2 protein-coding genes (1 of these 2 only partly in view) are annotated in these 20900 nt (G+C 73.2%); both read right to left on the bottom strand.

Translation table 11 applies throughout. The annotated features are described in order from the left end of the window. Positions 1-7939, bottom strand: partial view of an SDR family NAD(P)-dependent oxidoreductase gene (locus tag ACLQ28_RS14910; protein WP_425686860.1) — the 5' portion only. The gene continues 4703 nt to the left of window position 1, outside the view; the window shows 7939 of its 12642 coding nt (coding positions 1-7939); the start codon lies at positions 7937-7939; the stop codon falls past the left edge of the window. Further along, on the bottom strand, positions 7936-20706 hold the full coding sequence (locus ACLQ28_RS14905; protein WP_425686981.1) for an SDR family NAD(P)-dependent oxidoreductase: 12771 nt from the start codon (positions 20704-20706) through the stop codon (positions 7936-7938). Before ACLQ28_RS14905 ends, ACLQ28_RS14910 begins: the two co-directional genes overlap by 4 nt. Between the last annotated feature and the right edge of the window lie 194 nt (positions 20707-20900).

Below are 20900 nucleotides of genomic sequence, written 5' to 3'. Positions count from 1 at the left end.
GCACGAAGTCGAGCGGCTGGTCGGCGAACTCCGCGCAGAAGGCGACGGTGCCCCGCACCTTGGGCGAGAGCACGTCGAGGAACGCGTCCTCGTCCATCGCCCGCAACGTCTGGTCCCGCAGCACGATCGCCGAGTGCACGATGCCGTGCACGGCGCCGAACCGTTCGACGATCTGCTCCTTGGCGGCCCGCAGTCCAGCCGGGTCGGTGGCGTCGACACGCAGGTAGACACCCGTCCCGCCACAACTGTCGATCTCGGTCAGGGCCCGCCGTTGCCGATCACCGAGGTCGCCGCGACCGAGCAGCACGACCGTCGACCCGGCCGTGGCGAGATGGCGGGCGAGCACACCGCCGACGCCGCCCGCCCCACCGAGGATCACGTAGACGCCGTCGCTACGCCGTGGCACCGGCGGGAGGTCGGCGGGAGCCACGCCCTGGACCGGTCGGAAGCCGCGTACGTACCAACGGTCGCGGTGCAGGACTGCCGCGCCAGCCGCTCCGGGTGCCGGCAGCCGGGCCGGATCAACGAGCCGCGCGACCACGCCGGGCGGCGCGCTCACGTCGCCGGCGGCCAGGTCTGCGACCCGGACCCGCCACGCCGGATACTCCCGTGCGACGGTACCCGCCAGAGCGTGCAGGCCGGCGGCGAGCGGCGCCGGGACGGCGTCGTCCACCGGACAGACGCCGGCGGTGACCACACAGAGCCACAGCGGCCGCCCGCCCAGGCCGCGCCGGTCCAGTGACCGGACCAGCCGGTGCAGAGCCAACACGCCGTCGCGCTGGGCGGCGTCGACCCGGTCGAGGGTGGCCGGTCCGTCCGGGGTGCACAGCAGGTACACGCCGGCCGGCTCGACGGCGTCCTCGGGTATCTGGAGGGTGTCGGCCCGGATCAGGTGGGCGTCGCGACCGGCCGACAGTGCCTCGGCGAGCCGGGCGCTGTCGGTGTCGTGCAGGATCCACACCGGGCCGTCGGGTGCGCCGGGCTCGGGCTGGGGGTCGGGGTCGGGCTCCTCGACCGGAACCCACACCGGCGTGAACAGCTGCGGCAGGGTCGGCGTGGGCTCCGCCGTGGGCTCGGTGGGGGGTGCCGCCGCTTCGGTGAACCAGTGCCGCTGCCTGTCGAACGGATAGGTGGGCAGCGAGACGCGCCGCCCGGCGCGCGCGTGTGCGGCCGTCCAGTCCACCTCGACACCGCGCGTCCACAGGGTGGCGAGTTGCCCCCACTGCCCCTGGCTCACCAGCGCCGCCAGATAGGCGCGGCCGGCCGGCCCGGACACCAGGGCATCGGCGAGGTCGTCTGCGGCATCGGCGCGCCCCTGCCGCGCATCGGCGGGGTCGCCGCCGGACGCGTACGCGTCCAGAACCTCGACGAGGTGGTCCAGGTCGTCGGTGACGACCGCGATCCGCTGTGCCATCGGCTCGCGGCCGGTTTGCAGGGTGAAGGCCACGTCGGCCAACTCGGGGCGGGAGTACGGTGCCGGCACGTCGGCCGGGATCAGCTCGGACAACGGACGGCTGGGATCGATGTCGGCCGCGGCCACGCCGATCCGTGCGGCCAGTGCCGCCCGGCCGAACGCGTCCACCGCGAGGTCGGTCGGCGTGCTGGTCGGGTCGATATCGGCGGCGGCGACGCCGAGGAGCTCGGCGACGGCGTGGCGTACCGCGTCGGTGCCCACCGGGGCGACCGGGGCAGGTGGCCGGAGCGCTGCGGCGAGCCGGGCAGCGTACGCCCGCAGGCGTGGCTCGTCGCGGGCGGAGAGGACGACGACCTGCGGCCCGGACGGGGTGAGTTCGCGGGCCGGCGGGGCCGGTGGCTCCTCCATCACCACGTGCGCGTTCGTGCCGCCGAACCCGAAGGAGGACACACCGGCGCGGCGGGGAACACCGTCCGGTGTCCGCCACGGAATCGTACGGTCGTGCAGCCGGAACGGGCCGGTGTCCAGATCCAGCAGCGGGTTCGCCGAGCGTTGGTGCAGCATGCCGGGCAGTGCGCCCCGGCGCAGCGCCAGCGCCACGGTGACGAGCCCGGCCAGGCCGGCCGCCGGCTCAAGGTGACCGATGTGCGTCTTGACGGTGCCGAGCGAGCACCACGGGGCGTCCGGCACGGACCGGCCGGTGCCACGCGACCAGATCTCGACCGCGCGGCGCAGGCCGTCGTACTCGATGGGGTCACCGAGCGAGGTGCCGGTGCCGTGCGCCTCGATGTAGGAGATGGACGTGGCGTCAACGCCCGCGCGCGCCCACGCGGTGGTCACCACCTCGGCCTGGGCGTCCAGGTTCGGTGCGGTGAGCGAGCCGGCCCGCCCACCATGGTTGACCGCCGAGCCGCGCAGCACCGCGTGCACCTGGTCGCCGTCGCGGATCGCCGCGCTCAGCGGCTTGAGGACCACGGCGAGCACGCCTTCACCGCGAACGTAGCCATCGGCCGCCGCGTCGAAGGAATGGCACCGCCCGGTCGGGGAGAACGCGCCCGCCTCGTTGGCGAGCACGTAATAGTACGGGTCGAGCATCAGGCTGACACCGCCGACGATCGCCGCCGCACAGTCACCCCGCTGCAGTGCGGCCACCGCCCGGTCCACCGCCACCAGCGAGGACGAGCACGCCGTGTCCACCGTCTCGCTCGGCCCGCGCAGATCGAACGTGAACGAGAGCCGGTTGGCAAGCATGTTGAGCACGTTCCCGGTGCCGACCTGCACCCGTTGCACGCCGGCCTGTCGCAACAGCTGGTGATAGTCGGTGAACTGCGCGCCGACGTACACGCCGACCCGATGGCCGGCCAGGGCGGAGATCCGCCAGCCGGCGTCCTCCACCGCGGACCAGGCGACCTGGAGAAGCAGCCGCTGTTGGGGGTCCATCAGCTCGGCCTCGCGGGGCGAGATGCGGAAGAAGGGCGCGTCGAACCGGTCCACACCGTCGAGGAAGGCGCCCCACCGGGATCGGGTACGGCCGACCGCCAGCGGATCGGTCGAGAAGACCGACCGCCAGTCCCACCGGTCCGGCGGCACCTCGGTCACCTGGTCGCGGCCGGCCATCAGGTGCGACCAGAATTCGTCCAGGTCGCTGGCCCCGGGGAGGACGCCGGCCATGCCCACCACGGCGATCGGCTCGGCCACACCGGCAGACACGGACGGCACCGGTGGCACGGACGACACGGCGGGCACCGACGGCACAGGCGGCACGGCCGGGGCGGGTAGCGGGGGCGCCACCGCCGGACGGCTCTGGACGGCGAAGCGGGCCGCGACCGCGTCGGGGTGCGCGGTACGAAGGTGTTCGACAACGCCGGCGAGGGTGCCGGAGGTGAAGAAGACTGTCGCCGACAGCCGGATGCCGAACAGTGCGCCGACCCGCTCCGCCAGGTCGCGGATGCTTATCGAGTCGAAGCCGTAGTCGTTCAGGCTCTCGTGCACCTGGATGTGACCGGGATCGGTCTCCAGCACCTCACCGGCGAGTAGGCGCAGTTCCGCGTACAGCCGATCGGTGCCGTCCAGATCGAGCTCGGGCGTCTCAGCGGCCGGTTGCGGCGCGGTCAGCAAGTCCGCGACCTGGTCCACGGACGCCCGTGGCCCCGCGAGCACGACCGCCCGGGTCAATCCGCGGCGCAGCACCTCGTCGAAGGCGTCGAGCGCCGACTGCCGTTCGAGATACTCCAGTCCGGCCGTACGCAGGTACAGCTCCTCGGCGCCGTCCAGACGCATCCCGCCGTCCCGCCAGAGCCCCCAGTCCACGACGACCGTCCGGCCCGGGCGGTGGTGCAGTTCCCGCCACCGGGCGAACTCGTCGGCGAACCGGTTGGCCATCGCGTAGTCGCCCTGCCCGAAGTCACCCAGCAGGGAGGACGCCGAGGAGAAGATGGCGAACAGGTCGAGTGGCTGGTCGACGGTGACCGCGTCGAGCAGCGGTAGCCCGACGAGCTTGGGGGCAAGCACCGCGGCCAGGTCGGGCCAGTCCTTGTCGGGCAGGCCACGGCCGTCGAGCGTTCCCGCGGCGTGCACCACGGCGTGCAGCGCGCCGAATCGGTCGCGGATTCGGCGTACCAGTTCCGTCAGCGCGGCACGGTCCGTGAGGTCGGCCGGCCAGTAGACCGCGTCCGTCGCGCCGGCCTCGCGCAGGGCGGCCAACCGCGTGTCGGTGTCGGGAGCGGACGGCGATCGTCCGGTCAGGACGAGCCTCGCCCGGCGGGTGGCGGCCAGCCGTTCCGCGACCGCCCCGCCGAGGCCACCGAGGCCACCGGCGACGAGGACGACGGCACCGTCGCGGACGGCGATGCTCTCGCCGGTGGGCCGGGCATCGCGCAGGGCCGGACGGGTCCAGGAGCCGTCCGCGTACCGGGCTTCGGGCAGGCCTCGGGAGGCGCACATGGCGGCGCCGGCCCGGATCCGTGTGGACGCGTCGGCGACGCCGGCGTAGGTGAGATCGAGGTGAGGAGCGGCGGCCCGCAGCGAACGGCCGAGGCCGGCGAAGGCGGCGGCGTACGGGTCGTCGCTGTGGCCGACCACCACGATGCGGTCCGGGGCCGGGCCGACCCGACGGGCCAGCGCGCCGATCAGTCCGAGCACCGGCCGGACGGTGGTCTCCAGTGGGGTGTGGTCCAGTGCGCCGATCGTCCCGGGGGCGGTGGGTAGCAGGCAGAGCACCGTGTCGATGCCCTGCTCCGCGCACCGATCCAGCAGCTGCGGGACCTCCAGCCGGGTCAGGTCCGCGCTGAGCGCGGGGCCGAGCGCCTCGCGGGCTGCCGGCAGGTCCGCGCCGGTGGCCACGAGCAACAGGCGGTCCGCTGGGACTGCGGCGGGAACCGTAATCGGCTCGTCGGTGACGTCCAGGAGGTGCACTCGCGGTTCCTCGACGCGGGCGGGCGCATCGGAACGAGTGCCGAAACCGTCGGGCAGCGGGTAGCTGTCCGGGCTGAAGGGATAGCTGGGCAACTCGGCCAGGGGCGGGTGCGGGGCTGGCCACGCCGCCGGCCAGTCCACGACCGCCCCGGCCGTCCACGCCTGCGCCCAGGTCCGCGGATCGTCGCCCGGACTGACACTCAGGCGCTTCGGCTCGGCCCCGTCCGGGACGCTGCCCGTCCACACCCCGTCCGGTGCGCGGCCGGCGGCGATGGCTTGCAGGGCGCTGACCGCCTCGTCGAGATCCTCGGCCCACACCGCGGCCCGGTGCGCGAAGGCTTCCCGGCCGGTCTGCAACGTCCACGCTACGTCCGCCAGGTGCGGCCGGTCCCGCTGCAACGCCTGCGCCACACGGCCGCACTGCACCCGCAGCCGCTCGACGTTGCGGGCCGACACCACCAGCAGTTGCCCACCATCGGGCCGACGCGGCACGGCCGGGTGCGGCGGCTCCTCGATCACCACGTGGGTGTTGCTCCCGGAGATGCCGAAGGAGCTGACGCCGGCGCGGCGGACGACCCCTTCGGTCGCCGGCCACGGCACCGCCGCGGAGTTGATGACGAACGGCGACCCGTCCAGATCCAGGAACGGATTGAGCCGCTCCCCGTTGGGCATCGCGGGAATGAGTTCGTGCCGAAGCGACAGGATGGCCCGCATGACCCCGGCGATGCCGGCCGCCGCCTCCAGATGACCGAGACTGGCCTTGACCGATCCGAGCACGCAGCTACCCGGTGTGCCCGCGTCGCCGAAGGCAGCCCGCAGCCCGCGTACCTCGATGGGGTCTCCGAGCAGCGTGCCCGTGCCGTGCGCCTCCACCAAGCCCAACTCGGCCGGCGACACCCCCGCGTCTGCCCACGCTTCCGTCAGCACCCGCGCCTGCAGCTCCGGTCGCGGGGCCGTCGGGCTGTTCGACCGGCCGACGTGATTTGTCGCCGAGCCGCGGACCACCGCCCAGATCCGGTCACCGTCGGCCAGCGCCTGCTCCAGGGGCCGCAGCACCATCACCGCCACACCCTCGCCCGGCACATAGCCATCCGCGTCCGCCGCGAAGGGGCGGCACCTACCAGTCGGGGACAGCGCCCCAAGGCGGGCCGACGTGATCAGGTGCAGTGGACTGAGCAGCAGGTTCACTCCCGCCACGACGGCGGTGTCGCACTCACCCGAGCGCAGCGCCCGGACGGCCAGGTGCAACGCCGTCAGCGACGACGCGCACGCGTTGTCCACCGGGACACTCGGACCCTGGAGATCGAACGCGTACGACAGCCGGCCGGCGATGGCCGAGACGACGCTGCTGTTGACCTGGTAATCCTGCAGCGGCACGCGGTTGCGGACGATCTCGGCCCAGTAGTCCTGGAAGCAGGTGCCGACGTAGACGCCGGTGCGGGTGCCCCGGATCCGAGACGCACACCCCGCATCCTCGAACGCCTCATACGCCACCTCCAACAACAACCGCACCTGCGGATCCAGCCACACCGCCTCCCGCGGCGACACACCAAAAAACTCCGCATCAAACCGATCAACACCCGACAGAAAACTCCCCCACCGCCCATACGACCGATCCGCCACCGACCGATCCCCGTCAAACCACAACCGCCAATCCCACCGCCCCGACGGCACCTCCCCCACCACATCCACACCCGACACCAAATTCCCCCACAACGCCGACACATCCGACGCCCCCGCAAACCGCCCCGCCATCCCCACCACAGCCACCGCACCCGACAACGACCCCGCACCCGAACCCCCGGCCACCGACCTGGCCACAGCCACCGCCGGCCCAGCCACCGTCGGCGCAGCCGCCACCGGCCGCACCGGCCCAGCGTCGTCCGGCAGCACCACCGCAGCCGCCGACACCGGCGCCGCCGCACCCACCACCGATGCGTGCTCGGCAACGAAATACGCCGCCAACTCCGCCAGACTCTGATGCTCGAAGAACAACGTCGGATACAACTCCAGCCCGAGATCGTCCTCGATCCGCCGCACCATCGTGATGAGCTGTGTGGAGTCGATGCCGCACGACATGAAGGGCTCGGTGGCCGGCAGGTCCTCGATGCCGGTCTCGCGCACGACCACGCCGCGGAGATAGGCGGTGACACGACCGAGGAGATCGTCGCCGCCCGGGCCGGTCGGATCGGCCGCCAGGCCAGCCGCCGGGGTTGCGGGCGGGCGATCGTCGGCAGGTCCCGGCGAGACCGCGTCGAGGTCGGCCGAGACGCCGCCGAGGAAGCGGTAGGTCAGCCCGCGGACGACGACGAGCGCACGTCCGTCCTCGGCGCGCAACACCGCGTCGACGGTGGCGGCCTGCGCGCTCGCGCGGACCAACCGGACGTCGGCGGCGCACGACGGGCCCGGCACGGCGTACACGCTGAGGTCCTCGATGAGCATCGGAATCCACATGCCGGCTCCGGCGCCACGCAGCAGCGCCATGCTGGCGACGAACACACCGTCGAGAAGTGAGGGGGGCAGCGCGAGGCCGGTGTCGTCCGAGGTCCGGGTGAGTGCGGCGGTCAGACGTCCGTCGGCGATCCGGGCAGTGCGCAGGGTACGCAGCGCAGAGCCGCGACGGGTGCTCACCGAGCCGTACAGTTCGTCCTCGCCGATCGGGTCCCCGGGTGTCGTGGGGGCCGGCGGCGGTGCGACGTCCGCCGGCCGGTACGCACCGCGAGCGACCTCGGTGCTGGAGCCGTCGGTGTCGAAGCGGACGTCGAACCGCTCCTCGTCGCCGGTGCGGGCGACGGTGATCTCACCCCGGGCGCCCGGGCGGAGCAGCACCGGCGCGGTGACCGTCAGGTCCGCCACCCGCACCGGTAGGGCGCCACCGGCCGCGAGGTGCGCCTGGACGGCGAGGGCGGCGTGCGTGACGCCGAGCAGGACCCGGGTGTCCGCGCGGCCGTCGAAGGGGTTGCTCCCAAGGTGGTCGCGGAGCTGGGGCTGGTCGTAGTCGACCGGGTACCGGAACGGCTGCGGACCGGAGATCAGGGTCTGCGCCTGAGCCGGCGAGATCTCCCGACGGGCGAGCGCACGCAGCACTTCGTGGACGTCGGCGCTGTTCATCTCGTGGTCGCCCCGTTCGTGACCGGCGCGGACGCCAGGGATGTGATCAGGTTCGCTGCCGTGTCGGCGCTGAGTCGGCCGTCGTGGACGGAGGCGAGCAGGTCGAGCAGGCTCCGACCCGATTCCGGGGCGGCAGTCTCCCCGAGCCGGTAGCGACGTCGCTGGAACCGGGGCGGCGGCAGTGGCACCCGCGTCCCCTGTGCACTCTGGTGCTGCTGCACGACCACGTGCGCGTTGGTCCCACCGAATCCGAACGCCGACACGCCGGCCCGGCGCGGCACCCCGTCGGCCGTCGACCACGGCTGCGTCTCCGTCACCGGGAAGAACGGGGACTCGGCGAACCGGAACCGTGGATGCGGACGCACGCAGTGCACGGTCGCCGGTAGCACCCCCGAGTCGACAGCCAGCACCGCCTTGATGAACCCGACCACCCCGGCGGCCCGCATCAGGTGTCCCAGGTTCGACTTCACCGACCCGATTCCGCACCAGGCCCGCCCGGCACCGGATCCGAACACCCGCGACGCCGCACGCACCTCGATCGGATCTCCCAACAGAGTCCCGGTCCCGTGCGCCTCCAGATAGCCGATCGACTCCCCCGGCACCCCCGCGTCCGCCAACGCGGCCCGCAGCACGGTCTCCTGGCCGTCGACGCTGGGCACCGTCAACCCCATCGTCCGGCCGTCGTTGTTCACCGCACCGCCCAGCACCACCCCGGCCACCCGGTCCCCCGCGGCGACCGCGTCCGGTACCCGGCGCAGCAACACCAGGCCACCACCCTCACCCAGCACCAGACCGTGCGCGCCTTCGTCGAAGACCGCACACACCCCGTCCGGCGCCAACGCACCCGCCTGGCTGAAGGCGATGTGCAGGTACGGATCGACAAGAAGTTCGACGCCACCGGCGATGGCGAAGTCGCACTCGCCGGCCCGCAATGCCCGGCAGGCCGCGTGAATGGCAACCAGCGCCGACGAACACGCCGTGTCGATCGTCTGCGCCGGCCCCCGCAGGTCGAAGAAGTCCGACACCCGCGCCGCCATCATGTTGGGGATGGTGCTGGTCAACAGGTTGCGGACCGCGTCCGGCGGCACCGCGCCGACGTCCTTGGGCAGGTAGTTGCTGTCACCGCCGCCGATGAAGACGCCGGTCCGCGAACCCGCTACCTCGTCCGGCCGGTAGCCCGCGTCGGCGAACAGTTCCGCCGCCAACTCCAGCACCAGACGTTGATGTGGATCCATCACCACCGCGTCGGCGTCGGCCACCCCGAAATAGCCGGCGTCGAAATCGAACGCCCCCTCGGTGAACCCCGCCCATTTCGAGTACGACGTACCCGGCCGCTGCCGCGACGGATCGAACGCCGCGCTGACGTCCCACCGATCCGCCGGCACCTCCGACACCAGCGGCCGACCGGCCAGCAGGTTCTCCCACAGCGCCGCCACGGACGGCGAACCGGGAAAGCGCCCCGCCATCCCGATCACCGCCACCGACGTGTCCGGAGCGGCGGTCGGCGGACGAGCCGCCACCGGAGCCGGCTCGGGCGACGCCACCGTCGCGGCCAGGTGCGCCGCCAACGTGGCGATCGTCGGATACTCACTGACCGCGCTGGGCTCGACGACCGTGTCGAACCGCGCCTCCAGACGGTTCAGCAACGTCATCATCAGGATCGAGTCCAGGCCGTACGCCGACAGCTCCTCCTCCGGGTCGAGCTCGGCTACGTCTACCTTCAGCACCTCGGCGCAGACCTCGGCGAGTTCGTGGTTCAGATCGCGCCGCGCGCCCGGCGGCACCGGCTCCGCCCGCGCCGGCTCGTCCGTCGTCCCGGGCAGCGGGGCGCCCCTGTGGGTCTCGCCGTGCCACACCGCGATCCGCGGCTCACCCAGGTGGTGCGCGTGTGCCAGCGCGGCGAGTCCGACGTCAGCGGCCAGCGGCGCCATGCCAGTGGCACGTCGCAGTCGTTGCCGGGTGTCCGTGTCGACCGTCATGCCGCCGTCGGCCCACAACGGCCACCCCACCGACACCGTCACACCGGGACGCCGCTCGGACCGCCATACCGCGAACTCGTCCAGGAACCGGTTCGCGTACGCGTAGTCGGCCTGCCCCACATTGCCCAGCGCCCCCGCCAACGACGAGAACAGCACGAACGAGTCGAGATCCAGGTCAGCCGTGGCCTCGTCCAGCCACCGCGCCCCCGCCACCTTCGGAGCGCAGACCGCCGCCACGTCCGCCGCCGACTTCCCGACGACCAGCCCGTCGCGCAGCACCCCCGCCGCGTGCACCACGACGTCCAGCCGACCGAACCGCTCCCGCGCCGTCGCCACCGCTGCGAGCACGTCCTCGCGTACCGACACGTCGCCGCACACGAAGACCACCGACGGATCGAGTGCCGCCGGCTCCGACCGGGACACGGCCACCACCCGCGCGCCGGCCGCCACCAGGTGCTCGACGACCAACCGGCCCAGGCCGCCGGAAGCGCCCGTCACCAGGCACACCGCGCCGGGACGGACCCAGCTCCCGGCGGAGGTGGCGGACATGCCGTCGAGTTCGTGCCAGCGCAGCACGTCCCGATGGTCGCCGCGCCGAATCTCCGGCTCGCCGTGCTGAACGGAGAGTTCGTCGAGGGACTCCGCCAGCGACAGCGGACGGGTCGTCTGCACCACCACGACGTCGAGGTCGCGGTGTTCCCCTCGTACCACCCGCGCGGTGGCGGCCAGCGCTGCCGCGGCCGGCTGGTCGGCCGGGACGACGCTCACGATCCGGGCGCCGCGCCGGCGCCGGGCCAACGCCCGGCAAAGGTTGATCATCAGGAGAGGTCCGTGGTCGGCCTCGGAGCCTGCCGACCACAGGTGCAGCACCGCGTCCGGGGTGGCGTCCAGCTCGGTGAGCCTGTCGAGCAGGCGGTCCAGGTCGTCGAAGGACGCGGGATCGAGGACGTACCGCCGGCCGGGTGTCACCTCGGTGAATCCGGTCCCGACGTCGGCCACGACCAGGTCGGCACGGTCCTCGCCGTCGCCCAGCACCAGCACCCGCCGGGGAGCCGGGCCGGATCCGACCGCGGGCGCGGGTTGCCACCGGGGCGCGAGGAAGCGGCATCGCACGTCGTCGCCCGGACGGGCCATGGCCCGGGCCGACAGACCACGCACGACTGTGGTCACCCGGCCCTGGTCGTCGGTGAGGCGGATGTCGAACCGGCCAGCGTCGGAGCGGGTCGCGTACGCGTAACCGGTGTGCGCGGTGGCGGCCAGGATCCGCACGTCCTGCACGGCGAACGGCACCAGTGGCCCGCCGTCCCCGCCGGTGCCGTCGAGCAGTCCGGACACCGCCTGGAAGGCACCGTCGAGCAGCACGGGATGCAGCACCATGCTCGTCGTGTCGGTTGTCGCGTCCGTGGGGAGTCGCAGCCGGGCGATGGCCTCGCCGTCGCCGCGCCACATCCGCTCGACCACCCGGAACGCCGGGCCGTAGTCCGCTCCGTCGGCGCGGAACCGCCGGTAGATCTCCGCGCCCTCGACGGTGCTCGCGGCCCGCCCGGTGATCGCGGCGACGTCCGCCTGTTCCGCATCCGCAGGCATGTCGTCGAAGACGACAGTGGCCATGGCGTGGACCACGGGGACGGGACCGGTCCGGAACTCGACCCGGACGGTGCCGGGGTGCCGGCCCGGTGCCAGCACGACGTCCAGGGTGACCGGCTCGGCGGCGACCACGACGGGACGTGCCCACAGGAGGTCGCGCACGGCGGCGGCCGGCCGGCCGTCGGCATCGCCGAGCTCGGCGGCGACGCGGGCCAGTTCGGTGTACGCGGCGCCGGGCAGCGTGGCCCGTCCGGCGATGACGTGGTCGGCGAGCCAGCGATCGTCTTGGCGCAGCACGACCCGGAACCGCGGTTCCTCAGGTGTCGAACAGTCCTCGTCGATGAGGGGGTGCGGCCGGTCGGGCGCGGGGGCTTCGACTGTGGGCAGCCAGTACCGATCCTCGGCGAACGGGTAGCCCGGCAACGGAATCCGGCGCGGGGCGCGGTGCAGGGCCGCCCAGTTCGGCTCCCGACCGTCGAGCCAGGAGCGGGCGGCTTCCTCCGGGGACGTCGCTGCGTCATCGGTACGGCCGAGCGCGCCGGCGGGCACACGACCGCGCAGCAGCGGCGGCGGGTTGGCCCCGCCGGCGAAGTCGGCGAGCAGGCCGGCCAGCTCGTCGGCGTCGGCGCTGACGATGGCCAGGCGTTCGGTCATGGATTCTCGGCCGGTCTGCAGCGTGTACGCCACGTCCGCCAGATCGGGCTGTCCGCGGCGCGGTCCCGCGGTGGCGGACAGTTCCGCCACCGACGCGCGTGCGGCGGGCGGCGGACCGGCCAGGCCCAACCGCCTGCCGACCTCGGCCATGGTGACCGGGTCCGCACCGAACTCGGTGAGTGACGAGTGGATGTCGACGTCCGCCACGTCGACGGCGAGCACGTCGGCGACGATGCCGCGCACCTCCGTGACCGTGGCATCGGGCTTCGCGCGCAGGACGTCGGCAAGCCGACCGGCAGCGCTGCGCAGTCGCTCCTCGTTCCGGGCGGAGAGGACGACGGCCTGGGGTAGCGAGGGCCCCGCCGGGCGGGTCTGGGCGGGTGGGTACTCCTCCACGACGACGTGGGCGTTGCTGCCGCCGAACCCGAAGGAGGAGACGCCGGCGCGGCGCGGCACACCCGGCGGCGACACCCACTCGCGGGTGCTGTCCACCAGGTGGAACGGCCCGTCGTCGAGGTGCAGGAGCGGGTTCGGTTCGGTGAGGTGCAGCAGGCCCGGCAGGGTTCGGTGGCGCATCGCCAGGATGACGTTCACCAGACCGGCCAGCCCGGACGCGGCCTCCAGGTGACCGATGCGGGTCTTGACAGTGCCGAGGCCGCACCACGAGCCGGGCGGCACCGGGCGACCGGTGCGCTCCGACCAGAGCCGGATCGCACGGCGCAAACCGTCGACCTCCACCGGGTCGCCGAGTTCGGTTCCGGTGCCATGGGCCTCCAGGTAGGAGACGGACTCGGGCGACACGTCGGCGCGTATCCAGGCGGTGGCCACCACGTCCGCCTGGGCGTCCGCGTTCGGTGACGTCGGTGAGCTGGCACGGCCTCCGTGGTTGACGGCGGAGCCGCGAAGCACCGCGTACACGTGGTCGCCGTCGCGCAGTGCGGCCGACAGCGGCTTGAGGACCAGGGCCAGGATGCCCTCACCGCGCACGTACCCGTCGGCGGCCCTGTCGAAGGTGCGGCACCGGCCGCTCGGTGAGTTCACGCCCATCTGACTGGTGACGACGTGGTAGGTGGGCGTCAGCATGAGATTGCAGCCGCCCACGACGGCGGCGTCGCAATCGCCGTTCCGGATCGCGGTGAGCGCCCGGTGCACCGCGACCAGCGACGATGAGCAGGCGGTGTTCACCACCTCGCTCGGGCCGCGCAGGCCGAGCAGGTAGGAAACCCGGTTGGCCAGCATGGTCAGCTCGGTGCCGGTGCCCACCTGGGGCTCACTCACCCCCTGGGCACGGAGAAGTTCCTGGTAGTCGCTGAACTGCGCGCCGACGTAGACGCCGGTCCGCGTGCCGGACAGCGCGGAGGGCCGCCAGCCGGCGTCCTCCACGGCGGACCAGGCGGCCTGGAGCAGCAGGCGCTGCTGCGGGTCCATCAGCTCCGCCTCCCGGCCGGACACCCCGAAGAACCGGGCGTCGAACCGGTCGACGTCGGGCAGGAAGCCACCCCACCGAGATCGGGTACGGCCCTCCCCGAACCGGTCCGGTGAGTACACCGTCCGCCAGTCCCAACGGTCCGGCGGCACCTCGCCGACGAGGTCGCGGCCGTCCCGCACGTGTTGCCAGAATTCGTGCAGATCGCCCGAGCCCGGCAGCCGCCCCGCCATGCCGACCACGGCAACCGGATCCGGCTCACCACTAGCTGTCGAGACGGGTGCGAACGACGGCACAGACGCGGACAGGGGCGCCGATACGGTCGGCTCGCCCATCGCCTGCGGATCCGCCTCTGCCTCTGTGCCCGAGCGGGCGGAGGCGAAGCCGGCGCGCACAGCGGCCAACTCCGACTCGACCAGGTGCTCGGCCACCAACCGCAGCGTGCTGCGACTGAAGAAGACAGTCGGTGACACCGCCACCTGGAAGTGGCTGCTCAGCCGGTCCGCGAAGTCCTTCAGGCTGAGCGAGTCGAACCCGAACTCGCCGAGTCCCTCGTCCACGGGCAGCCCCCCGGCCTCGACGACCGCGGGGGTGTTCTCCAGGCGGAGCAGCGCGGCGGCGAGCGTACGAACCTCGGCGAGTACCCAGTCGTGCAGCTCGGCCGACCGCTCCCCGGACGACGGGACAGGATTGTCGGCAGTCGGCCGCATCGGCGCGGGGGGATCGAGCTGACCGATCAGACGGCGGACACCGGTCGTGGTGCCGGCGACGATCATCCGGCTGCCTCCGCCGCCCGACAGCATCCGGTCGAACGCGGCCAGGCCCTGCGCCGCGTCGATCGGCGTCAGGTCGCCGTGGCCCGCGTAGAGCTGCCGACTGGACTCGGCGAGTCGCATGCCGCCGTCAACCCACGGCCCCCACTGCAGCACCACGCTGGCACCGCGCCGCAGCCCTCGCTCGCGCAGCCGCTCCCGCCAGGCGCCGAACCCGTCGAGGAACCGGTTGGCGACGGAGTAGTCACACTCACCGAAGTCGCCCACCACCGACGACGCCGACGAGAACAGCACGAAGGCGTCCAGCGGGTTCGCCGCGGTGGCCGCGTCCAGCACCGCCGCGCCGATCGTCTTGGGCCGCAGCGTGGCCTCGACCGTCGGCCACTGCCGGTCGGGCAGGATCCGCTGATCCAGTACGCCGGCGGCGTGCACCACGACGGAGACCGCTCCCGCGCGGGCCTGGAAGTCGGCGAGTGCTGCGGACACCTGGACCGGGTCGGCCACATCCACAGGTGCGTACCGTGGCTCCACCGCGCCCAGGCGGGTGAGCTCGGCCAGTTCCCGTTCGATGCGGGCATCCACCGCGGACCGGCCGAGCAGCAGCAGCCGGGCGCCATATCGCCGAGCCAGGTGGCGCGCCACCAGAAGACCCAGTCCACCAGCGCCGCCGGTCACGACGCAGACGGCACCCGGCCGGATCACGACCGGCTCGTCGGAGTGCGGGTCCGGTGCTGCGCGCAGGGCCGGGATCGTCCGCTCGGCGCCGGACCGGCGGATCTCGGGCAGGGTGTGGCTGGGCCATTCCGCCAACGCGGCGCGGACAACCGCGGCGGGGTCGTCGGTGTCGACGACGTCCACCACGGTCAGCGACACGTGCGGCGCGGCCAGCCGCAGCGACCGGCCCAGCGGGCCGAGTGCGACGGCGCAGGGATCCGGTCCGGTTCCGGGTCGGCGGCCGGCGGCCACGACGAAACGCACGGGGTACGGCAACGCGGCCGCCGCACGGACCGCCCGCAGTACGGGCAGAGTGCTGGCGGTCAGGTCCCGCGCCACCCGGGTCGGATCGCCGACGTCATCGCCACTGGGCGGGGGCACCAGGAACAGCACCCCGTCGAACTGGTCCCCGCCGCGTTCCAGGAGGGCGACCTCACCCTCGACGGCCGTGGCGCCAATCAGCGTCAGTGCCACGGCGCGTTCCCGCGCACCGCCGAGCAGCAGTACCCGTCCCGGGGTCGCCGGCAGGGCCGGAGTGGGCGCCGGCTGCCAGAAGGACTCCAGGACGTGCATGCCCGAACCAGGCTCACCGGCGGCCGGTGGCGCGGCAGCCGGTGCGGCCCAGTACCGCTCGCCCTGGAACGGGTAGGTGGGTAGCGGAACCGGCCGGCCGGAACCGGCCGGCAGCCTCGACCAGTCGATGTCGGCGCCGCCGCACCAGGCGCGGGCGATCCCGTCGTCGTCGTTCGAGGGAGGTGTCGGCTGCTGGGCCACCGGGTCGGCGCTGCCGCGTACGAGACCAGGCACCTCGATCTCTCCCCCGGCGAAGCGGCGCAGGCGCTCGGCGAGGATGGTCGTGCTCCCGGCGCGGACGACGAGCCGTTCCGGAAAGGCGCTGCGCCGGGTCCGCAGGGTGACCGCGACGTCGGCGAGCCGCGGCGCGAGCCGGTCGGCGATGGCCGGGTCGACGCGGTCGGCGATGGCGCGCGCGTACCGGCGGAGCGCCGCACCGTCGCGGGCGGAGAGGGGAACGAGCATCTCGTCCGGTCCGCTGCCGTCCACACCGGTTTCCGGCGTCGGCGGTGCCTCCTCGAGCAGCAGCATCGCGTTTGTCCCGCTGAAACCGAACGCACTGACGGTGGCCCGCCGTGGCTGGTCGGGTCGGACCGGCCACGGGACCGGGCTCGTGGGCACGTAGAAAGGGCTGGACGCGAAGTCGATGTACGCGTTGGCCTCCCGGTAGGCCGCCTGCGGCGGAATGGCACAGTGCCGCATCGCCATCAGTACCTTGATGACACCGGCGATCCCGGAGGCGCCCACGGTGTGCCCGATGTTGGCCTTGACCGAGCCGATGGCGGCGAACTGGCGGCGCTGCGTGTGCTGGCGGAAGGCGTTGGTCAGGGCCGTCACCTCGATGGGGTCGCCCAGTTCGGTGCCGGTGCCGTGTGCCTCCACGTAGCCGATGGTGTCGGGGTCGATGCCGGCGCGGGCGTACAGCTCGGTGGCCAGCGCGGTCTGCGAACGGGTGCTGGGTGCGGTGAAGCCGTTCGTGCGACCGTCGTGGTTGATCGCCGTGCCTCTGATGACGCCGTAGACGTGGTCCCCGTCGCGCTGCGCGGCGGCGAGGGGTTTGAGCACCAGGGCGGCCAATCCCTCGCCGGGAAGGAAGCCGTCGGCACCCGCGTCGAAGGGCCGACAGGCGTCGTTGGGCGACAGCACCCCGAGCTGGGACATGTGCACGAAGAAGCGCGGCGTCGTGGCGATGAAGACGCCACCGGCCAGGGCCAGTTCACTCTCCCCGGAGAACAGGCTCTGACAGGCCAGGTGGATGGCGACCAGGGAGGACGAGCAGGCGGTGTCGACGGCGAGGTTCGGCCCGGCCAGGTCGAGGAAGTACGAGATGCGGCCGGAGAGCGTCGAGGTCTGGTTGTTGAGCATCGTCGTCGGGCTGTGGGCGACGTCGTGGTCCTCCTGGAGCGCGTCGTAGTCGCCGCCGGTGCTGCCGACGAACACCCCACAACGGCGACCGGCCACCGCACCGGCGTAGCCGGCGTCCTCCAGCGCGTTCCATGCCTCTTGCAGGAACAACCGGTGCTGGGGGTCGGAGACCTCCGCGTCCCGGCCGGACATGGTGAAGAAGAGCGCATCGAACCGCTCGATGTCGTCGAGGAAACCGCCCAGCCGACAGTAGGTGGTGTCGGTCCGGGCGCGGTCCGGGTGGTGGAACCGGTCCACGTCCCACCTCTCGACGGGCACGTCCCGGAACAGGGTGCGCCCGTGCACGAGGTTGTCCCAGTACTGTTCGGCGTCGACGCTGCCCGGAAACGTGCACGACAGACCGATGACGGCCACGTCGCGGTCGGCGGGCCCGATGGTGCCCGGCACCGCAGGCGTCGAGGCGGGAGCGTGGGCGCGTGCCGGCTCCGGCTGGACCGCCGCGTGCCGGGTGGCCGCCGCCGGAAACGCCCGCAGTACGTGCGCGGCGAGCTCGCCGACGGTGATGTGCGCGTAGAGGTCCGGCGTCCGCAGACGGGTGCCGAGCGTGTCGTTGATCCGGTTGACCAGTTCCGCCCCGATCAGCGAGTCCACGCCGTACTCGGCGAAGGGTTGGTCGTCGGCGAGCTGGCGGGCGTCGGTCTCGAGCGCCAGGGCGAGGCAGGCACGGATCCGCTCCCGTACGCCGGTCTCGGGGTCACCGGCGGCGACGTCCGCGACCACCCGGACCGGCGCGGCGTCGGTCTCGACCACCCGGCTGGCCGTTCCGGCCGGCGTTGCCGTTTCCCCGGCGGTCACCGGGCCCGGGTTCTGCGCGATGATGACGTTCTGGCCGACGCCGCGGCCGGGCCGTGGGGGCGGGCCGAGGAGCAGCGCATCGGTCAGGCCGGCTTCGCGCAGCACCGCCTGCCAGCCGTCGGCGGCGATCACCGGGGAGTACGGCAGCCGGAGGTCCGCGTCCTCATAGCGCCACCAGCCGTCGAGCTGGCCGACGATCATGGCGATGACGTCGACGGTCGTGGTCAGCTCGTTGAGCACCAGCCAGCCACCGGGCCGCAGCAGCCGGCGCAGGTTCGCGACGGTACGCCGGACGTCCGCGGTGGCGTGCAGGACGTTGGTGGCCACCACCAGGTCGATCCCGCCGGCCGGATACCCCTGGGCGGTGACGTCGCTGTCGACGTCCAGGGTGCCGAATTCGGCGAAGGGGGTGGCCGGCCCGAATTCGTGCGCCCCGAACTTGGCCATCGCCAGCGACACGTCGGTGTAGTGGTACCGCAGCTGCGCGGCGTGCCGGCCGACCGCCGCGAAGACCCGCCGGCTGGTGCCTCCGGTGCCGGCGCCCACCTCGACGATCTCGACCCGTTCACCGGGGGCGAGCCGGGCGACCCGATGGTCCAGATAGCGCTCGATCGCCCAGGCGACAGTGTCGTTGCACAGGTCGGCCATGGTGTGCCCTTGGTACAGCGGCTGGATGAGCGCGAAGGATGAGCCCGGAAAGAGCACGTCGGTCGCCGGGATGTCGTCCCGCAGCACCCGGGCGTAGTTGTCGAAGCAGATGCCGAGCAGCCGGGTGAAGGGTTCCGCCTCCCGGTAGGCGCTGTCCAGGCGGGCGCGCTCGGTGGCGAGCTCGGTGCTGGTCGGCACCGGCCGGGTGAGCGCGACTGTGTCACCGGTCAGCTCGACAGTCGCGGACCGGTTCAGCATGTCGAGCAGCGCGTCCCACTGACGGCGGTGCCGGGCGGCGACACCGAGGCGGGTCATCGCCGCGCCGACCGCGACGGCGGGGCCACCGGCCTCCAGAGCGCCGTGGTCGACGAGCATGCGGGCGATGCTGTCGTGCGCCCACCGGCGCAGCTCGTCGTGCGCGCGCTCGTGCAGGTCGCGTTCGGCCGCGCCGAGCCGGGGCGCCAGGGCCGACGGGAGCAGCCGGGACGGCGCGTCCGGAGCGGTCGGACGTGCCGGCTCGACGCTGGCCTGCCGTGGCGACCCGGTGCTGGGCCTGCCGATCCAGTGGCTCTCCTCGGCGAACGGGTAGGTGGGCAGCGGCACCCGGTGACGCCGCCTGCCCTCGTGCAGCCGCGACCACGGGACCTCGCCGGCCCGTACGTAATCGTCGGCCACTGCCCGCAGCCCGTCAGCGCTGCCAGCGGCGCCGGTCGCGATGACACGGCCAGCATGGTCGTCTTCGCTGACCGCGGCGCGCAGCGCCGAGCGCAGGTCGTCGAGGTCGTGCGCGAGCAGGACGAGCCGGTACTCGAAGTGCGCCCGTCCGGTCTGCAGGGTGTACGCGACGTCCGCCAGCGCGTACCGGTCACCGTCGCGGTCCGCCCAGTCCAGCAGGTCCGCCAGTCGTCTGGCGAGTTCGGCCGGGCGTCGACCGGAGATCGGCAGCAGGACGACTGGCGGGTCCTCGACGACACCGATGGCCGGCGTCCGTGGTGGCGCTTCCTCGATCACGACGTGGGCGTTGGTGCCGCCGAATCCGAACGAGTTGATGCCGGCCCGCAGCGGTGCGCCGGGCGGGGCCTGCCACGGCAGCGGTCGTGTGGTGAGTCGGAACGGTGTGCCCGGAAGCTCGGTGTCGCCGTCCGGGCCGCCGGTGATCGTCGGTGGGATCTCGCGGTGGCGCATGGCCAGCAGCACCTTCGCGACCGCTGCCACACCTGCCGCCGTGATGGCGTGCCCGACGTTGCCCTTGTGCGTGCCGATCACCAGGTCGCCGGCCGACTCGAACGCGTTGGCGAGCGCCCGCAGTTCCACCGAGTCCCCGAGCCGGATGCCGGCGCCCTGCACCTCGAGGTACTGGACGGTGTCCGGCGGCACCCCGCAGTCGCGGTACAGGCCCCGCACCAGCTCGGTGGCCGCCGGGGTCGCCGGGGTCGTGATGCTGTGGGTACGACCGTTGTGTCCGACGGCGGTGCCCCGGATGACGCCGTAGACGTGGTCGTCGTCGCGCAGTGCCGCGTCGAGCGGCTTGAGCAGCAGCGCCCCCGCGCCCTCGCCGACGACCATGCCGTCCGCGGCGGCGTCGAAGCTGCGCACCCGGCCGGACGGGGAGAGCATCTCCGCTTTGGACGCGAGGACGAGGAACCGCGGCGACGGTGCCAGGAAGACGCCACCAGCCAGCGCCATCTCCGATTCGCCGCGCTGGATGCTGGCGCAGGCCAGGTGCAGCGCCACGAGCGACGAGGAGCAGGCGGTGTCGACAGCGAGGTTCGGGCCGGTCAGACCGAGCAGATGGGAGACCCGACCGGCGAGGATCGACACGTCGGTACCGAGGAAGACCTGCGAACCGACGTCCTCGGCGGCGGCCACCTGCTCCTGGTAGTCGGAGGCGCGGGCGCCCACGAACACACCCACCCGACGGCCGGCCAGCTGCTGCGGCGCGTAGCCGGCGTCCTCGAAGGCGTGGTACGCCTCCTGAAGGAAGATGCGTTGTTGCGGATCCATCCGCCGGGCTTCCCGGGGCGAGAGGCGGAAGAAGCCGGCGTCGAAGGCGTCGATCCGGTCGAGGTGCCCGGCCCATTTGCTGACCGCTCGGCCGTTCGCCGCCGGGTCGGGATCGTAGAAGTCCTCGGGCCACCCCGGTCGGTTCAGCTCGCGAATCCGACTCGTGCCCTCGCGTACCGCCTGCCACAGGTGGTCCGGCGTCGGCAGGTCGGCGAAGCGCGCGGAGAGGCCGACGACCGCGATGTCGCCGCCCGCTGGCGGGGGCGCGGTGGCGGCGGTGCGGGCCGGCGCGACCGCCGGGCGCTCCGGCGCCGGTGCTGGGTCGGCGGCGCGGGAGCTGCTCTGCTCGGCTGCCTGTTCGACCAGGGCGGCCAGCTCGGCCG

Origin of the sequence: Micromonospora sp. DT201 (assembly GCF_049841575.1) — a bacterium.
GTDB lineage: Bacteria > Actinomycetota > Actinomycetes > Mycobacteriales > Micromonosporaceae > Micromonospora.
The sequence above is the reverse complement of the archived record's forward strand: the minus strand, read 5'-3'. Positions and strand labels throughout refer to the sequence as shown.